The sequence below is a fragment of the Streptococcus minor DSM 17118 genome (genome assembly GCF_000377005.1).
In the GTDB taxonomy this organism is placed as follows: Bacteria; Bacillota; Bacilli; order Lactobacillales; family Streptococcaceae; genus Streptococcus; species Streptococcus minor.
Genome location: NZ_AQYB01000033.1, coordinates 192,213 through 209,671 on the forward strand (window position 1 = coordinate 192,213; position 17,459 = coordinate 209,671).

The 17,459-nt window shown below is 39.9% G+C and carries 18 protein-coding genes and 1 other annotated feature; all 18 genes read left to right on the plus strand.

What is annotated here, in order from left to right:
• Positions 1 to 71 precede the first annotated feature (71 nt).
• The 18 genes from F602_RS0107280 to F602_RS0107365 all read left to right on the plus strand — a co-directional run bounded on the left by F602_RS0107280 (position 72) and on the right by F602_RS0107365 (position 17,390).
• The gene (locus F602_RS0107280) at positions 72 to 452 is read left to right on the plus strand and encodes a DUF1149 family protein (RefSeq protein WP_018167310.1); all 381 of its coding nucleotides are present in this window, start codon (positions 72 to 74) and stop codon (positions 450 to 452) included.
• Positions 449 to 1,297, plus strand: a complete 849-nt coding sequence (locus F602_RS0107285) for a DegV family protein (protein ID WP_018167311.1) — start codon at positions 449 to 451, stop codon at positions 1,295 to 1,297. Before F602_RS0107280 ends, F602_RS0107285 begins: the two co-directional genes overlap by 4 nt.
• 22 nt (positions 1,298 to 1,319) lie before the next feature.
• A complete protein-coding gene (dapB, locus tag F602_RS0107290) occupies positions 1,320 to 2,087 on the plus strand; it encodes a 4-hydroxy-tetrahydrodipicolinate reductase (RefSeq protein WP_018167312.1) in 768 nt (255 codons plus the stop codon).
• On the plus strand, positions 2,084 to 3,292 hold the full coding sequence (locus tag F602_RS0107295) for a CCA tRNA nucleotidyltransferase (RefSeq protein ID WP_018167313.1): 1,209 nt from the start codon (positions 2,084 to 2,086) through the stop codon (positions 3,290 to 3,292). The genes dapB and F602_RS0107295 overlap by 4 nt, the downstream gene beginning before the upstream one ends.
• A complete protein-coding gene (locus tag F602_RS0107300) occupies positions 3,289 to 5,160 on the plus strand; it encodes an ABC-F family ATP-binding cassette domain-containing protein (RefSeq protein WP_018167314.1) in 1,872 nt (623 codons plus the stop codon). The genes F602_RS0107295 and F602_RS0107300 overlap by 4 nt, the downstream gene beginning before the upstream one ends.
• 17 nt (positions 5,161 to 5,177) lie before the next feature.
• Positions 5,178 to 5,519, plus strand: coding sequence for a hypothetical protein (locus F602_RS0107305; protein ID WP_018167315.1), 342 nt, complete (start codon positions 5,178 to 5,180; stop codon positions 5,517 to 5,519).
• 84 nt (positions 5,520 to 5,603) lie between these two features.
• A complete protein-coding gene (locus tag F602_RS0107310) occupies positions 5,604 to 6,563 on the plus strand; it encodes an ROK family glucokinase (RefSeq protein WP_018167316.1) in 960 nt (319 codons plus the stop codon).
• 83 nt (positions 6,564 to 6,646) lie between these two features.
• Complete coding sequence (locus tag F602_RS0107315; protein ID WP_018167317.1) at positions 6,647 to 7,486, plus strand: thymidylate synthase; 840 nt, start codon at positions 6,647 to 6,649, stop codon at positions 7,484 to 7,486.
• Positions 7,487 to 7,573: 87 nt separating this feature from the next.
• Positions 7,574 to 8,086 carry a dihydrofolate reductase gene (locus F602_RS0107320; protein ID WP_026183361.1) on the plus strand — a complete coding sequence of 171 codons (513 nt, stop codon included), beginning with the start codon at positions 7,574 to 7,576 and terminating at the stop codon, positions 8,084 to 8,086.
• 199 nt (positions 8,087 to 8,285) lie between these two features.
• Positions 8,286 to 9,512, plus strand: coding sequence for an ATP-dependent Clp protease ATP-binding subunit ClpX (clpX, locus tag F602_RS0107325; protein WP_018167319.1), 1,227 nt, complete (start codon positions 8,286 to 8,288; stop codon positions 9,510 to 9,512).
• A 24-nt stretch (positions 9,513 to 9,536) separates the two neighbouring features.
• Positions 9,537 to 10,124, plus strand: a complete 588-nt coding sequence (yihA, locus tag F602_RS0107330; RefSeq protein ID WP_018167320.1) for a ribosome biogenesis GTP-binding protein YihA/YsxC — start codon at positions 9,537 to 9,539, stop codon at positions 10,122 to 10,124.
• A 208-nt stretch (positions 10,125 to 10,332) separates the two neighbouring features.
• Positions 10,333 to 10,469, plus strand: a sequence feature (ribosomal protein L10 leader region).
• A gap of 27 nt (positions 10,470 to 10,496) precedes the next feature.
• Positions 10,497 to 10,994: a 50S ribosomal protein L10 gene (gene rplJ / locus F602_RS0107335; RefSeq protein ID WP_018167321.1), complete on the plus strand. Its 498-nt coding sequence runs from the start codon at positions 10,497 to 10,499 to the stop codon at positions 10,992 to 10,994.
• Between the two features lie 66 nt (positions 10,995 to 11,060).
• On the plus strand, positions 11,061 to 11,429 hold the full coding sequence (gene rplL, locus F602_RS0107340) for a 50S ribosomal protein L7/L12 (RefSeq protein ID WP_018167322.1): 369 nt from the start codon (positions 11,061 to 11,063) through the stop codon (positions 11,427 to 11,429).
• 477 nt (positions 11,430 to 11,906) lie between these two features.
• The gene (locus F602_RS0107345) at positions 11,907 to 13,058 is read left to right on the plus strand and encodes an iron-containing alcohol dehydrogenase (RefSeq protein WP_018167323.1); all 1,152 of its coding nucleotides are present in this window, start codon (positions 11,907 to 11,909) and stop codon (positions 13,056 to 13,058) included.
• A 194-nt stretch (positions 13,059 to 13,252) separates the two neighbouring features.
• On the plus strand, positions 13,253 to 14,275 hold the full coding sequence (gene argC, locus F602_RS0107350; RefSeq protein ID WP_018167324.1) for an N-acetyl-gamma-glutamyl-phosphate reductase: 1,023 nt from the start codon (positions 13,253 to 13,255) through the stop codon (positions 14,273 to 14,275).
• A 16-nt stretch (positions 14,276 to 14,291) separates the two neighbouring features.
• The gene (argJ, locus tag F602_RS0107355) at positions 14,292 to 15,485 is read left to right on the plus strand and encodes a bifunctional glutamate N-acetyltransferase/amino-acid acetyltransferase ArgJ (protein WP_018167325.1); all 1,194 of its coding nucleotides are present in this window, start codon (positions 14,292 to 14,294) and stop codon (positions 15,483 to 15,485) included.
• Positions 15,486 to 15,522: 37 nt separating this feature from the next.
• Positions 15,523 to 16,257 carry an acetylglutamate kinase gene (gene argB, locus F602_RS0107360; protein WP_018167326.1) on the plus strand — a complete coding sequence of 245 codons (735 nt, stop codon included), beginning with the start codon at positions 15,523 to 15,525 and terminating at the stop codon, positions 16,255 to 16,257.
• Positions 16,258 to 16,259: 2 nt separating this feature from the next.
• Complete coding sequence (locus tag F602_RS0107365) at positions 16,260 to 17,390, plus strand: acetylornithine transaminase (RefSeq protein WP_018167327.1); 1,131 nt, start codon at positions 16,260 to 16,262, stop codon at positions 17,388 to 17,390.
• Positions 17,391 to 17,459 lie beyond the last annotated feature (69 nt).

The window sequence follows — 17,459 nt, forward strand, 5'->3', positions numbered from 1 at the left end:
AAAAATGGAAATCACGCTTTTATCTGAAAATATGGTATAATAAAGATTATTACTGTACTTAGGAGAGAAACATGAAGGTCATTCGTGATAAAGAATACGTCAATCGCTACCATTTTGATATGCGCAATTTCAAAATGGAAGAAGAGCATGGCACGCCCAAGACGCAATACAACGTTGAATTTCATTTAGTGGAACAAAATATGGAAGAACAGTCTACAACCATCATATTGGTTCTGCACTTTATGAATGTACAAGAGAAATTTGTAGTATCTGGAGCTGTTTCTCAGCAGATCAAACTGACAGATGGAGTGGTCAATGAGCCATCTGAACTTTCTGATGAAGATAAGCGCATGTTAGCTCTCCCATTGTTTGATATGGTTAATCGTCTGACTTACGAAGTAACAGAAGTGGCATTTGATGCCCCTGGTATTGATCTTGGAGAGGTAAGATGAAACTAGCAGTTATTACAGATTCAACAGCGGTTTTACCTGACAGTCTGAAAAACATTGATCACTTATTTGTCCTAGACATTCCAATTAGCATCGACGAAAAGTCTTATATCGAAGGAAAAAATCTTTCTTTGGATGAATTTTATGAGAAAATGGCTACTTCTGACGAATTGCCTAAAACTAGCCAGCCAAGTTTAGCAGAATTAACGGAAATTTTAGAGGGGTTGGCTAAGGACAGTTATACTCATGTGATTGGTCTTTTCTTGTCATCTGGTATTTCAGGTTTTTGGCAAAATATTCAGTTCCTAAAGGATGAATTTTCTCAGATGGAAGTCGTTTTTCCAGATAGTAAAATTACCTCTGCGCCATTAGGCAAAATGGTTGAAAGTATCTTTGAATGGGAGAAACAAGGTGATGACTTTGAGTGCATTCTGGAGAAATTGTCTATCCAAATTGATGGGACAAGTGCTTTTATCATGGTTGATGATTTGAATCACTTGGTCAAGGGGGGGCGTCTATCCAATGGTTCTGCTATTTTAGGGAATCTATTGAGTATCAAGCCTATTTTGTATTTTGATCAAGATGGAAAGATTGTTGTTTATGAAAAAGTTCGGACAGAGAAAAAAGCTATCCGACGCTTAGTAGAGGTGTTAGAAGAAAAGACTGCTAATGGTGAATATGGTCTTTACATTATTCACTCACGAGCGGAAGAAAAGGCTCAAGAGTTTTACTCACTTTTGCTTGAGAGAGGTCATACTAAGCACTTAGAAATTGTTGATTTCGATGGTGTTATTGCAACGCATTTAGGTAAAGGTGCAGTAGCATTTGGATTTATACCACTTGTCTAGATACTTATGAGGAGGAACAATCATGCCAATCAAGGTCATTATTGCCGGTTTTAAAGGTAAGATGGGATCAACTGCTGTTCAGATGGTCAAAGAGGATAAAGATTTGATTTTGGCTGCAGTTCTAGATCCTTTTGCGACAGAAGAGAGTGTGGATGGGGCTCCTGTTTTTACGAAAAAGGAGGAACTGATTGGCTTTGAAGCAGATGTTTGGGTAGACTTTACGGCACCAAAATTTGCTTATGAAAATACCTTCTTTGCTCTGGAAAATGGCTTTGCTCCTGTAGTAGGGACTACTGGATTTACACCTGATCAAATTGAGGATTTGACAGCTCTTTCAATGGAGAAAAAATTGGGTGGATTGATTGCACCAAACTTTGCTATTGGAGCTATTTTACTCATGCAATTTGCAGCTCAAGCTGCCAAGTATTTCCCAAATCTTGAAATTATCGAATTGCATCATGATAAAAAGAAAGATGCACCGAGTGGTACAGCTGTTAAGACCGCTGAATTGATTTCCCAAGTTCGAGAAAACTGCCAACAGGGAGCGATGGACGAGGAAGAATTGATGGCTGGAGCGCGAGGAGCAGAATTTGATGGTTTCCGCATTCACAGTGTTCGTTTGCCTGGTTTAGTGGCCCATCAAGAAGTTATTTTTGGTGCTCAAGGTGAAGGATTAACCATTCGCCATGATTCTTATGATCGAGTTTCCTTTATGGCTGGTGTCAATCTAGGCATCAAGGAAGTGGTCAAACGCGAAAAACTAGTATACGGTTTGGAACATTTGTTATGAAATTACAACAGTTGCCTTCTGAATTTCAGGAGGCTTTACCGATTTTAGAAAAATTGAAAGCTTCTGGCTATGAGGCCTATTTTGTTGGTGGTTCTGTTCGAGATGCTATTCTTGGACGAACTATTCACGATGTGGACATTGCAACTAGTGCCTATCCTGAGGAGACCAAAAAGGTCTTTACTCGGACCATTGATGTGGGAATCGAACATGGTACAGTTCTGGTGTTACATGGCGGTCAAGAATATGAGATTACAACCTTTCGGACAGAAGATGTCTATGTTGATTACCGTCGTCCTAGTCAGGTTTCTTTTGTACGCTCTCTAGAAGAGGATTTAAAGCGTCGTGATTTCACAGTAAATGCCTTTGCTCTCAATGAGGAAGCAGATATCATTGATAAGTTTCATGGTCTCAAGGACTTGGAGTTTAAGATATTGAGAGCAGTTGGTGTACCCCAAGAACGCTTCAATGAAGATGCTTTGCGGATTATGCGTGGTTTTCGATTTGCTGCAACATTGGATTTTGATATTGAGGAACAAACCTTTCAGGCTATGCAAGAGACTGCACCACTTCTGGAAAAAATTTCTGTAGAGCGTATTTTTATCGAGTTTGATAAGCTTTTAACAGCTGCATTTTGGCGTAAAGGACTGGAAAAAATGATTGCTGCTGTTGCCTATGATTTCTTGCCTGAGATGAAAGGAAAGGGAACATGCCTGAAAGCTATGCTTGATCGGTTGAGACCAGATTTTCTCTTTGCTACTTCTGAGCAGGCTTGGGCTATGCTCCTAATTGCTTTAGATATCAACGAACCAAAGAACTTCCTAAAAAAGTGGAAGACTTCTAATGATTTTCAAAAAGCAGTGTTGGATTTAGTCTCAGCTTACCGAACAAGAGAGAAAACATCAGTTGATAAATTCTTAGTTTATCAGTATGGTTTGGAGAACTTACTCTTGGTCGAACAGATTCGACAAGCTCAAGATTTACCTATTGAGATTGAACAAATTAAGGCTCTGGATGCCGCTCTCTTGATTCATAGTAAGCATGAGATAGTCGTTAACGGTCGAACTCTTATGAAAGAATTGAACCTAAAAGCTGGTCCAAATTTGGGACGTATTCTCAGTGAAATTGAAAAAGCTATCGTTTTAGGGGAGTTAATGAATGAAAAAGAAGCTATTCTTAAATTCCTAAAAGAGAAAGGGATGATATGAGCGATTTTATTGTAGAAAAATTGAGCAAAACGGTTGGTGATAAGACTGTTTTTCAAGATATCTCTTTTATCATTCATGAGCAAGATCGGATTGGCATTGTCGGCGTGAATGGAACTGGTAAAACTACCCTTTTGGATGTTATTTCTGGCAAGCAGGGCTTTGATGGTGACCGCTCACCATTTTCGGTGAAAAATGACTATCAGATTGCTTATTTAACACAGAATCCGACTTTTGATGAGACAAAGACTATTTTGGATACTGTTCTATCAGATGATTTGCGAGAAATGCAGCTAATCCGTGATTACGAAAAGTTAGTGGGCAACTATGATGAGGCAAGTCAGACTAAACTCGAGAAAGTTATGGCGGAAATGGATGCCCTTCATGCTTGGGAAGTGGAAAGTCAGGTCAAAACAGTCCTAACCAAGCTAGGATTGACAGATCTTCATCAACAGGTTGGTGAACTGTCAGGTGGTCTTCGTCGCCGTGTTCAGTTGGCCCAAACTCTTCTTGGAAAGGCAGACTTGCTCTTGCTAGATGAGCCAACTAACCATTTAGATATTGATACCATTGAGTGGCTACAAGTCTTTCTTAAAAATTCCAAAAAAACAGTTCTCTTTATCACTCATGACCGCTATTTTTTGGACAACTTGGCGACACGTATTTTTGAATTGGACCGAGCTAGCTTGACTGAGTATCAGGGAAATTACCAAGATTATGTCCGCCTCAAGGCAGAACAAGATGAGCGCGATGCCGCGCTTCGCCATAAAAAAGAACAGCTTTATAAACAGGAATTGAGCTGGATGCGTAGGCAACCTCAAGCAAGAGCGACTAAACAGGAAGCAAGAATCAATCGTTTCCACAACCTAAAAAAAGATTTATCTAATAAAATTGAAGACAACAAACTGGAAATCAATTTTGAGACTAGTCGCATCGGAAAGAAGATTATTGCTTTTGAAGATGTTTGTTTTTCCTATCCTGGAAAACCAATTTTGAAAGATTTCAATCTCTTGATTCAGAATACTGACCGCATTGGTATTGTCGGTGATAACGGCAAAGGGAAGTCCACTTTACTCAATCTGATTGCAGGTGATTTACACCCTGACACTGGGAAACTCTCTATCGGAGAGACAGTTCGTATCGGCTATTTTTCTCAGCAAATCAAGGGTTTAGATGAGAGCAAGCGAGTCATTAATTTTCTTCAGGAAGTAGCGGAAGAGGCTCACACTACTTCAGGTATGATGTCCATCGCAGAGCTTCTAGAACAATTCCTTTTTCCGCGCAATACCCACGGTACACTGATTGAGAAGTTATCTGGTGGAGAGAAGAAACGACTTTATCTGCTGAAAATCCTTCTAGAACGCCCCAATGTTCTTTTGCTAGATGAGCCGACTAACGACTTAGACATTGCGACTCTGACGGTGCTGGAGCATTTCCTGAACCATTTTGCGGGACCTGTTATTACGGTGAGCCATGACCGCTATTTCCTAGATAAGGTCGCGACAAAAATGATCGCTTTTGAGGACAAGGGAGTTCAGATATTCTTTGGTAATTATACAGACTACCTAGACGAGAAACAATTCTTGGTAGATGCCCAGACTCATGGTAAAGATAAAAAATATACAGAAAATACTCCAGCTATCAACAAAGATAAACAGCGCATGAGTTATCTTGAAAAACAAGAGTGGGCTAAAATTGAAGAAGATATTGTTGTCGTAGAGGAAAAGATTGAGGAAATTGAAGCTGCTATGCAGGGATGTGGGGCTGATTTTGATCGTCTATCTAGCTTACAAGAAGAGTTGGACCGGCAAAATGAGTTGCTTCTTAAAAAGTATGAACGCTATGAATATTTGAGTGAACTGGAGCCTTAGTTTAGTAAAGGAGAAACATGTTTCGAAATCTACTGATTGTCTATATGGCTATCTATATCCTGACGGTTTTATCTGCAGCTTTCTATAGCTATTTTAAGACTAGGCGGATGCCATTGGCCGGCTTTCTTCTGAGCGTAGCCTGTTTGGTTGTAGTACTAGTTAGTTTAGTGTTTTATGCTCAGTCCTATCATCCTCTGCAGATGGTCGGCTTTGCGTTATCCTTCACGATTATTTCGAGTATTTTTTTCTACAATGGTGTTCGAGATAGTTCAAGCAAGTTTACGATAGTTTTTACATTTAGCATGATTCGGTTGGTGATTCATCTACAGTTGCTTTTCTTTCTGTATCTTTTTAGGTAAATTTTTAATAGAATATCAAAAAATATGTTTGAAAACATTTTCAATATGGTATAATAGAGAAAACACTTTGCATTGGAGATACTTATGTCAAAAAAAATTATCGGTATTGACCTCGGTGGCACATCTGTTAAATTGGCTATTTTAGCCCAAACAGGTGAAATTTTGGAAAAATGGTCTATCAAAACCAATATTTTAGACGAAGGAAGTCATATCGTTCCGGATATTATCGCTTCCATTCAACAACGTTTTGAAAGCCATAATTTAACCAAGGAAGATTTTCTGGGCATCGGTATGGGCTCACCCGGTGTCATTGACACAGAGGCTGGGACAGTTATCGGCGCTTACAATCTTAACTGGAAAACATTGCAAGAGGTTAAGAAACAGTTTGAAACAGCAATCGGACTGCCTTTCTTTATTGATAATGATGCGAATGTAGCAGCACTTGGTGAGCAATGGGTTGGTGCTGGTCAAAATAATCCTGATGTTGTCTTTATGACACTAGGAACAGGAGTTGGTGGTGGTGTGGTTGCGGCTGGCAATCTGATTCACGGCTTTGGCGGAGCTGGTGGTGAATTGGGCCACATGCCAGTTGATTTTGAGGATGCTTTTGCCTGTACCTGTGGTAAAAAAGGATGTTTGGAAACCGTAGCTTCTGCGACAGGTATTGTTAATCTGGCTCGTCGTTATGCGGATCAATATGCAGGAGATGCATCCCTTAAGAAGATGGTCGATGATGGACAAGATGTGACTGCCAAGGATGTCTTTGACTTAGCTAAAGAAGGAGACGAACTGGCCCTGATTGTTTATAAAAACTTTTCACGCTATCTAGGGATTGCTTGTGCCAATATTGCCAGCATCCTTAATCCAGCCTATATTGTCATTGGTGGTGGCGTGTCAGCAGCTGGGGATTTCCTTTTATCAGGGGTACAAAAAGTTTTTGAGGAGAATTCTTTCCCACAAATCCGACAAACAACAAAACTTTCCCTTGCTACCCTTGGCAATGATGCAGGTGTCATCGGTGCAGCCTCCCTCGTTTTACAATAGGATGATAATAAAAGCTAACCTCGGTTGGCTTTTTTGATAGTTTCAGAGGAGAAAATTTCGTTTCTTCATGTTATAATGTCTTTATGACAAAAGCAGATGTAATTTTTAAAGAAAATATTTCAAAGATTTTAAACGAGGGTGTTTGGTCTGAGCAGGCACGACCTAAATACAAGGATGGGCAGACGGCCAATTCCAAGTACATCACTGGCTCCTTTGCAGAGTATGATTTGAGCAAGGGAGAGTTTCCCATTACGACCCTACGTCCTATTCCTATCAAGTCTGCCATTAAGGAGATTTTCTGGATTTATCAGGATCAGACAAATGATTTGTCCGTCCTCAATGAAAAATATAAGGTTACTTATTGGAATGACTGGGAAGTAGGAAACTCAGGAAATATCGGTCAACGCTATGGCGCTGTTGTCAAAAAGCATGATATGATCAATAAGATTATCAAGCAACTAGAGGAGAATCCTTGGAATCGCCGCAATGTCATTTCCCTCTGGGATTACGATGCTTTTGAAGCTTCGGAGGGGCTTTTACCCTGTGCCTTCCAGACCATGTTTGATGTTCGTCGTGTGGATGGCGAGATTTACTTGGATGCAACCCTAACCCAACGTTCAAATGACATGCTGGTCGCTCACCATATTAATGCCATGCAGTATGTTGCATTACAAATGATGATTGCCAAGCATTTTAGCTGGAAGGTCGGTAAGTTTTTCTACTTTGTCAACAACCTTCATATCTATGATAATCAATTTGATAATGCAGAAGAATTGCTTCGTCGGGAACCAACAAACTGTCAGCCAAGATTGGTTCTCAATGTACCTGATGGCACCAATTTCTTTGACATTAAACCAGAAGATTTTGAGCTGTTGGATTATGAACCCGTTAAGCCCCAGTTGAAATTTGACCTAGCTATTTAAAAACTGTGCTTGCTACATGTCTAGCAAGTGCATTTTTGTTGAATATCTGATAGAATAGAAGGACAAACAGGAGAAGGTTGAGTGACCATGACAAAGAAAATTGTAGGCATTTGGGCTCAAGATGAAAAAGGCATTATTGGGAAGAATCAAGTGTTGCCTTGGTTTTTACCAGCAGAATTGCAGCATTTCAAGAAAACAACGATTGGTCATAATCTCCTCATGGGGCGCGTGACTTTTGATGGTATGGGACAACGAGCATTGCCCAAGCGTTTGTCTCTGATTTTGACCCGTGATGAAAACTATCAAGTGGACAATGAGCGCGTATTGGTTTTTCATTGCGTCCAGGAAATTTTAGACTGGTATGTGAAGCAGGATAAAAACCTTTATATCATTGGTGGAAAACAAATTTTTTCTATATTTGAGCCTTATTTGGATGAAATTATCAAGACAGATATCCATGCCAGTTATGAAGGTGACACCTATTTTCCAGAGAGTTTTGACTGGTCTGTTTGGACAGAAGTAGCATCTGAATTTTGTCCGAAAGATACGGAAAATGAAGCAGATTTCACCATCCGGAAGTTTAAAAAGAAAGTGATTTAGGAATGCAGAAAAGTTTATTCGGCTTATTTACAGCCTTTTTGTGTGGAATTTGTATTATCTGTGCGGGCCAAGCTATGCAAAAGAGACGATATGGCCTTGCAGCCCTATTTCTACTGAATGCCTTCACCAATCTGGTTAATAGTATTCATGCATTTTATGGCTTTTTGTTTTAGCAATAAAGAAATATAAGAGGTAAGAAATGGTAGTTCATAAGAACAAGGAAATGATTTATTGCTCATTTTGTGGTAAAAATCAAGAAGAAGTAAAGAAAATCATCGCTGGAAACAATGTTTTTATCTGTGATGAATGTGTCGAATTAGCACAAGAAATTATTCGAGAAGAATTAGCCGAAGAAGTTTTGACAGATTTGGCTGACACGCCAAAACCACAAGAATTACTCCATATTCTCAATCACTATGTTATCGGACAAGACCGGGCTAAGCGTGCTTTAGCTGTCGCGGTATACAACCATTACAAACGGATTAATTTTCAGGATACTCGTGGTGATGATGATGTCGATTTGCAGAAATCCAACATCCTCATGATTGGCCCAACTGGTTCAGGTAAAACATTTTTGGCTCAAACACTGGCTAAAAGTCTCAATGTGCCGTTTGCAATTGCAGATGCAACAGCTTTGACTGAGGCGGGATATGTAGGTGAAGATGTTGAAAATATCCTTCTGAAGCTCCTTCAGGCAGCAGATTTTAACATTGATCGAGCTGAGCGTGGTATCATCTATGTAGATGAGATTGATAAAATTGCTAAAAAAGCTGAAAATGTCTCTATCACACGTGATGTTTCAGGTGAAGGAGTGCAACAAGCCCTCCTGAAAATCATTGAAGGAACAGTTGCCAGTGTGCCACCACAAGGTGGACGTAAGCACCCCCAACAAGAGATGATTCATGTAGACACTAAGAATATTCTCTTTATTGTAGGTGGAGCTTTTGATGGTATTGAAGAGATTGTCAAGCAACGTCTTGGAGAAAAAATCATTGGTTTTGGACACAATAACACAGCTATTGCAGAAGAAGATTCCTATATGCAGCACATCATTGCGGATGATATCCAAAAATTTGGAATTATTCCCGAATTGATTGGCCGTTTGCCTGTTTTTGCAGCACTTAATCAATTGACAGAAGAAGATTTAGTCCGTATTTTGACAGAGCCTAAAAACGCCTTGGTTAAACAGTATCAAACTCTCCTCTCTTATGATGATGTAGAGTTGGAATTTGACCAAGATGCTTTAACGGAAATTGCAAAAAAGGCAATCGAACGAAAGACCGGAGCTCGAGGACTTCGCTCCATTATAGAGGAAACTATGATGGATGTTATGTTTGAAGTGCCAAGTCAGGACAATATTACGAAAGTTCGCATCACTAAAGATGCTGTAGATGGTAAGGAAAAACCGCTATTGGAGACTGCTTAGACTCTTATAAGAGAAAGGATCCAGATGGAAATCAATACAAATAATGCTGAGATTGTCCTCAGTGCTGTTTCTAAAGCTCAATATCCCCAAGACGATATGCCTGAGATTGCCTTAGCAGGGCGCTCCAATGTCGGAAAATCTAGTTTTATCAATACCCTGCTAGGTCGAAAGAACTTAGCTCGAACCTCAAGTAAGCCTGGTAAGACCCAACAACTTAATTTTTATAATATTGATGATAAGCTTCGTTTTGTCGATGTACCTGGCTACGGATACGCTAAAGTTTCCAAGTCTGAACGTGCCAAATGGGGTAAGATGATTGAAGAATATCTGACCAGTCGAGATAACCTTCGGGCAGTTGTCAGTCTGGTTGACTTGCGCCATGATCCAACTACAGATGATGTGCAGATGTATGAGTTTCTCAAATATTATGAGATTCCAGTAATCATAGTTGCCACTAAGGCTGACAAGATTCCTAGAGGAAAGTGGAACAAGCACGAAGCGGCTATCAAGAAAAAACTTAATTTTGAGGCCAGTGATGCTTTTGTCATCTTTTCATCCGAAACCAGACAAGGTTTTGACCTGGCTTGGGATGCGATTCTAACAGCAATATAAATAGAATAATAGAATTTAGGGTCAAGCCAAGTAATGTTTAAAGAATGCCTACGTCAGATTTAGGTAACTATTATCAAATCATTGGAAGAGATGTCAATTATCTCTCAAATATTTAGAGATTAATCATATAGGAGGACATATTCCTCCTTTTTATCATAAAAAGCATAGTTTCTGCTTGACAAAGCCATCAGGACGTGGTAATATGATTAAGGTTTGAAAAAACTGACCTAAGACAGTAGGGGAGCCAGACTCATAAAGATCCTACCGAGGCACAAAACGATTATTGAATATAAACGTATTTGTACTTTCGTGTCTAGGTGTAGGTGCGATTTTTTTTGTGCCTATCCCAAAATAAAAACGGAGGTAAACTAAATGAGTGAAGCTATTATCGCAAAAAAAGCGGAATTAGTAGACGCAGTCGCTGAGAAAATGAAAGCAGCAACTTCTATCGTTGTTGTTGACGCTCGTGGTCTGACAGTTGAACAAGATACTGTTCTTCGTCGTAACCTACGTGGCGAAGAAGTTGAGTATAAAGTTATCAAAAACTCAATCTTACGTCGTGCTGCTGAACAAGCTGGTCTTGAAGGTCTTGCAGAATTATTTGTAGGTCCATCTGCAGTTGCATTTTCAGAAGATGCAGTTGCACCAGCAAAAATCATCTACGATTTCGCCAAAACTGCTGATGCTCTTGAAATCAAAGGCGGAGCTATCGAAGGCAAAGTTTCTACAAAAGCAGAAATTGAAGCCCTTGCAACCCTGCCAAACCGCGAAGGCATGCTTTCTATGTTGCTTTCTGTACTTCAAGCGCCAGTTCGCAATGTTGCATACGCTGTCAAAGCAGTTGCAGAAAAAGAAGAAGACGCAGCTTAATGTGTCAGAAGGTAGCTGCTTAGTGCTACAAATCATATTTTAAACTTAAATTGGAGGAAAATAACAATGGCATTGAACATTGAAAACATTATTGCTGAAATTAAAGAAGCTACAATCCTTGAGCTTAACGATCTTGTAAAAGCTATCGAAGAAGAATTTGGTGTAACTGCGGCAGCTCCTGTAGCTGTAGCTGCTGCAGGTGCTGCAGATGCAGGTGCTGCTAAAGATTCATTCGATATCGAATTGACTGCTGCTGGCGACAAAAAAGTTGGCGTTATCAAAGTGGTACGTGAAATCACAGGCGAAGGCCTTAAAGAAGCTAAAGCTCTTGTTGACGGTGCACCATCTATCCTTAAAGAAGGTGTTGCAGCAGCAGAAGCTGAAGAAATCAAAGCTAAACTTGAAGAAGCTGGCGCTAGCGTAACTCTTAAATAATCAGTTATTAATTATTTTAGGCTGAAAGCCGATTATTAAAGCCTTTTCGTCAATGTTAAGGTGATAAAAAAGGAAGTATTTCAGTTGAAATCTCCTAACGGACACCCTCACAAATTACTGTGTGGGTGTTTTTTATGTCTTTTAGAGGTGGCGATGCAGATGTGTTAGAGAAATCGGTCTATCATTATATTAAGAAAAACTATGGAACTATAACTTTCCGTTATAATGTAACATTTTAGAGCAACTAAAAAATAGTATAAACCTAGAGTCTAGAATTACTGATTTCGTATTTTTAGGTTTCTTTACCTTTGAGCAAATCATGTAATCATCACTTTCTTGTCAATCAGAAAAAAGGCTATACTTTGTTAAGAAATACACAAAAAAATCTATTTTTCTATTGTTTCTACTCTTAAATCATGGTAAAATAAGATGAAGAAACAATATAATAATATAAAAAAATTATAAAGGAGGTTGTCTATGGCAACATTTTACGTTCCAGCCGTCAACTTGATTGGTCGCGGCTGTGTCAATGAAATCGGTGGTTATGTCAAGGACTTGAATTACAAGAAGGCCTTACTTGTGACGGATGATTTTATCCGTAATAGCGATATTCTATCTAAAGTCACAAAGCCACTCGATGAGGCAGGTATTGATTACGTGGTCTTTAGTCATGTCGATCCAAACCCAACCTGCAAAAATGTCTATGATGGGCTTGCTGTCCTACAGGAAAATGACTGTGATTTCATCATCTCAGTTGGTGGGGGCTCACCTCAGGATGCGGCTAGCTGTATTTCCATTATGGCGACAAACGGTGGCAAGCCACAGGACTATGAAGGACTGCACAAGTCTGAGAAAAAAGGTCTGCCAGTTGTAGCTATCAATACAACAGCTGGAACTTCAGCTGAAATTACCATCAACTATGTGATTACAGACGAAGATCGCAAGGTAAAAATGGTTATGGTAGATAAGAATAGCTTGGCTGTCATGTCTGTCAATGACCCTGAGCTTATGCTTTCTAAGCCAGCAGCTCTTACTGCTGCAACAGGCATGGATGCTTTGACACATGCTATTGAAGCCTTGGTAACTCCTGGTGCCTATGGAGTTACTAAAAAATTATCTATGGGGGCAATCGAGCTTATCAAAGAATACCTACCACGTGCAGTTGAGAATGGACAGGACATCGAAGCTCGTGAAGCCATGGTGCATGCTATCTTCCTTGGTGGTATGAGCTTCAATAATGCTGGTTTGGGATATGTCCATTCCATGGCTCACCAGCTGGGTGCTGTTTATGATCTTCCGCATGGTGTCTGCTGTGCTATGATTTTACCAATCATCGAGCGGGAAAATGCCAAACGTGTACCAGCTGCCTTCCGCGATGTCGCTAAGGCTCTAGGTATGGATGTGGCAGGTAAATCAGATGAAGAATGTGCAGACTACGCCATCGCCCAAATCGAAGAATTATCAGCTAAAGTCGGTATTCCTAAGAAACTGACAGAGCTGGACATTAAGGAAGAAGACTTCGACTTTGAATACCTGTCTAAGAATGCCCTGATTGACGCCTGCGCACCAGGTAACCCATTCATGCCAACACTTGAAGAAACGATTAGTTTTTATAAGGAGTTGTTTTAAAACAAACAAGCTAGCAGATTTACCCTGCTAGCTTTTGCCTTCTTTCTTGAGTCTATGAGTAAAGGTTCTCTTGTATTTATATTCGAAATATATGTATGAAAACGTATATTTTTTTATTTTTTTTGGTTTTTTCTTGACATTTCATCCAGAACTTTATAGAATGTTCTGTATATTTATACAAAGAGGTGGATAAAATGAAGGTTTCAATTGTAGGAGTTACGGGCTATAGCGGCTTAGAATTGGTTCGTATTTTGCATCATCATGCATCTATTGACTTGATTTCTATTCATGCAACCAAGAATATTGGTGAAAAATTATCGGACCTTTATCCTTATTTACTCGGTATTTGTGATTTAGAAATTGAAGCATTTGATCCATTAGCCATCATGAAGAAATCTGATTTAGTTTTCTTTGCGACACCGAGTGGTATTGCTAAGAATACTAGCCATATCTTTGTAGAAGCTAACTTCCCGATTATTGACTTATCTGGAGACCATCGTCTACCAGCCACTAGCTACGAAAAATGGTATGGGCAATCCGCGGCAAGACCAGAAATCCTTGATCAATTTATTTATAGTTTAGCAGAATTTACAAGTGTCAAAGGTAAAAAGTTTATTGCAAATCCAGGTTGCTATGCTACTGCGACCTGTCTAGCCTTGGCGCCGCTTTTGCAGAATCATTTTATTGAGCCTAATTCTATTATCGTAGATGCTAAATCTGGGCTGACTGGTGCTGGTAAGGCTCTGTGCGAGTCAAGCCATTTTGTCAATATTCATGATAACTATGTAACATACAAACTCAATCGTCACCAGCATATCCCAGAAATTGTTCAGCAGTTGAAGTTATTTGATAGCAGTCTCGATTATATCCAATTTTCTACCTCACTTTTACCTGTTAATCGCGGCATTATGGCGACTTGTTATGCTAAGGTTAAGGAGGGGGTAGAGACTAGTGAGTTGGAAATAGCCTTTGCTCAAACCTATGCCAAGAAAGCTTTTGTTCGCATACACCAAGAGTTACCAGAGTTACACAATGTGATTGGCTCTAACTACACAGATATTGGTTTTGCCTATAATTCAGTGACTAAAATAGTGACAGTGATTGCTGTTATTGATAATTTGATCAAGGGTGCTGCAGGTCAGGCAGTCCAAAACCTCAATCTCATGATGGGCTTGAAAGAAACAGAGGGTTTTTGTATGACTCCTCATTATTTATAGAATGGAGATGTAGCAGATGAAAGTAATCTATGGAAATATCGCCAGTCCACTTGGCTTTTCAGCTGATGGCCTACATGCAGGTTTTAAAAAGAAAAAAGTTGACCTTGGTTGGGTAGTGTCCGAAGTACCTGCAAGTGTAGCTGGAGTTTACACAACTAATAAAATTATTGCAGCTCCTCTTGTTGTTACTAAAGATGCTGTCGCTAAAGCAGGTAAGATGCAGGCTATTGTAGCCAATTCAGGGTGTGCAAATTCTTGTACAGGTCAGCAAGGTTTAGACGATGCCTCTACCATGCAAAAATGGACAGCAGAGAAGTTGGGTATTAAACAGGAGATGGTTGGTGTTGCTTCTACAGGTGTCATTGGTGAATTTTTGTCTATGAAAGTTCTCAAAAACGGTCTCTCCAAGCTAGTTGTAAATGGTAATGCAGATTCTTTTTCTCAGGCTATATTGACGACAGATACAGGTATTAAAACTGTAGCTGTAACTGAAATGTTTGGGCATGCGACAGTGACCATGGCTGGAGTAGCTAAGGGTTCAGGCATGATTCATCCTAATATGGCGACGATGTTGGCCTTTATCACATGTGATGCTACCATTTCAAGTGAAACGCTACAGTTAGCCTTGTCTCAAAATGTGGAGAAGACGTTTAACCAAATTACTGTAGATGGGGATACATCTACCAATGATATGGTACTAGTCTTGTCAAATGGCTATGCACTTAATCAAGAAATTTTACCAGATACGCCTGATTTTGAAAAATTCTCTACTATGCTCCATTTTGTGATGCAGGACTTAGCCAAAAAAATTGCCAGTGATGGCGAAGGTGCGACAAAGTTGATAGAAGTCAATGTGGTCAATGCACCAAATACAGAAGCTGCCCGCATGATGGCCAAGTCAGTGGTTGGCTCCAGTCTCGTCAAAACAGCTATTTTTGGCGAAGATCCTAATTGGGGACGGATTTTGGCTGCAGTTGGCTATGCAGGAGTTGAAGTACCAGTGGAGAATATTGATATTAAACTAGGGAAACTCCCTGTCATGTTGGCTTCTAAGCCCGTTTCCTTTGATGAGGGAGAAATGGTAGATATAATGCAGAAAAAGCAGATAGTTATCACGGTAGATTTGCATAGCGGAAATGCATCTGGTCAGGCTTGGGGCTGTGATTTGTCTTATGACTATGTCAAAATCAATGCACTGTATCGAACCTGATATCTATTCATGATGATGTAAAAAGAGAGGATTACTTATGTCTCAAACGATTGTGATTAAAATTGGTGGTGTTGCTAGTCAGCAATTAAGTCCGGAATTTTTAAATCAACTGAAATTTTGGAAGGAGGATGGACATCGTCTTATCATTGTTCATGGTGGTGGTTTTGCTATCACTAAACTGATGAAGGATAAAGAAGTTCCTGTAAAGAAAATCAATGGGCTCCGTGTGACTAGTCAGTCCGACATGCCCTTGGTTCACCATGCTCTACTAGAGCAGGTAGGTTTGGAGATCAGTCGAAAATGTTTGCAGGTAGGTTTGGACTGCATCCAGCTTAAGGCTAACCTTCCAAAAGTCATTGAAGCTGAATATTTAGATAAGGAAATTTATGGCTATGTAGGACAAGTCAGTCAGATAAATACAGACATACTAGCTTCAATCTTAGACGATGATTTTATTCCTATCCTAGCTTCTTTGGGGTACAGCAAATCATATGAGGAATTAAATATTAATGCCGATTACCTAGCCACAGCTGTGGCCATTGCCCTTAGGGTAGATAGACTGATTTTGCTGACAGATGTGCCAGGTGTTCTGGAAAACCAGCAAGTTCTACCTCGGTTAAAAGTGGGAGACGTACAGGAAAAAATTGATCTTGGAGTCATTTCTAGTGGTATGATTCCCAAGATAGAAGCTGCAGCTCAGACTGTTTTAGCGGGAGTAGGTCAGGTTGTGATTGGGAACAATTTGAACAGTGGTACCATTATTGAGGAGTAAGGATGAGTAAGTTATTTCAAAACTACAAGCGCTCGGACATCGAGTTTGTCAAAGCTAAGGGTTCCTATTTGATAGATAGTCAAGGGAAGAAGTATTTAGACTTTTCTTCAGGAATCGGTGTGACCAATCTTGGTTTCCATGCCGAGGTCAAGAACGCTTTAGAGCGACAGGTAGGGGAAATCTGGCATACGCCTAATCTTTATCAAAATAGTTTACAGGAAGAAGTAGCGGATAAGTTGATTGGTGACTACGATTACTTGGCTTTTTTCTGTAACAGTGGAACAGAAGCAAACGAGGCAGCTATCAAATTGGCTCGTAAGGCGACAGGTAAGCAGGAAATCATTGCTTTTGTCAATTCTTTCCATGGTCGAACTTTTGGTTCGATGTCGGCAACGGGTCAGGATAAAATTAAGGAAGGTTTTGGTGACTTACTCCCTCATTTCAACTATGCTATCTACAATAATTTCAATAGTGTAAAAGAACTGGTGACGCAAGAAACAGCTGCGGTCATGCTAGAGTTAGTGCAGGGAGAATCAGGCGTACTTCCTGCAGAGCCATCGTTTGTAAGGAAACTGGCGACTTATTGTCGAGAACGTGGCATCTTGTTGATTGTGGATGAAGTACAGACAGGAATGGGGAGAACTGGTCAATTCTATGCTTTTGAGCATTATGGAATTGTCCCCGATATCGTGACATTGGCAAAAGGTTTGGCCAATGGTGTGCCTGCTGGTGCTATGCTGGGAAAATCTCACTTAGGAATAGCTTTTAACTATGGAAGTCACGGCTCTACCTTTGGCGGAAATAAATTAGCTATGGCAGCAGCATCTGTCAGTATTGCTATCATGAAGAAAAATGGTTTTTTGGACATCGTGCAAAAACATAGTCGTATCTTACTTGAAGAACTGAAAAAAGCCCTTGCTAACAAGAATTCTGTTGTCGAGATTCGTGGACTGGGCTATATGCTCGGCATTGAAACGACTGGAGATTTGATAAAACTAGTTGAGAAAGCGCGTGAGAAAGGTCTGATTGTACTCACGGCTGGTATGAATGTCATTAGACTGTTGCCACCAATAACCCTAACAAAAGAAGAAATCCATCTAGCTGTCAGTATTTTAAAAGAGATTTTTGATTAGTCTTTCCTGAATGAAAAATGACAAAAATGAGTAATTTTGCTATAATGAAAAGAGGTTTAAGCCGTTCTA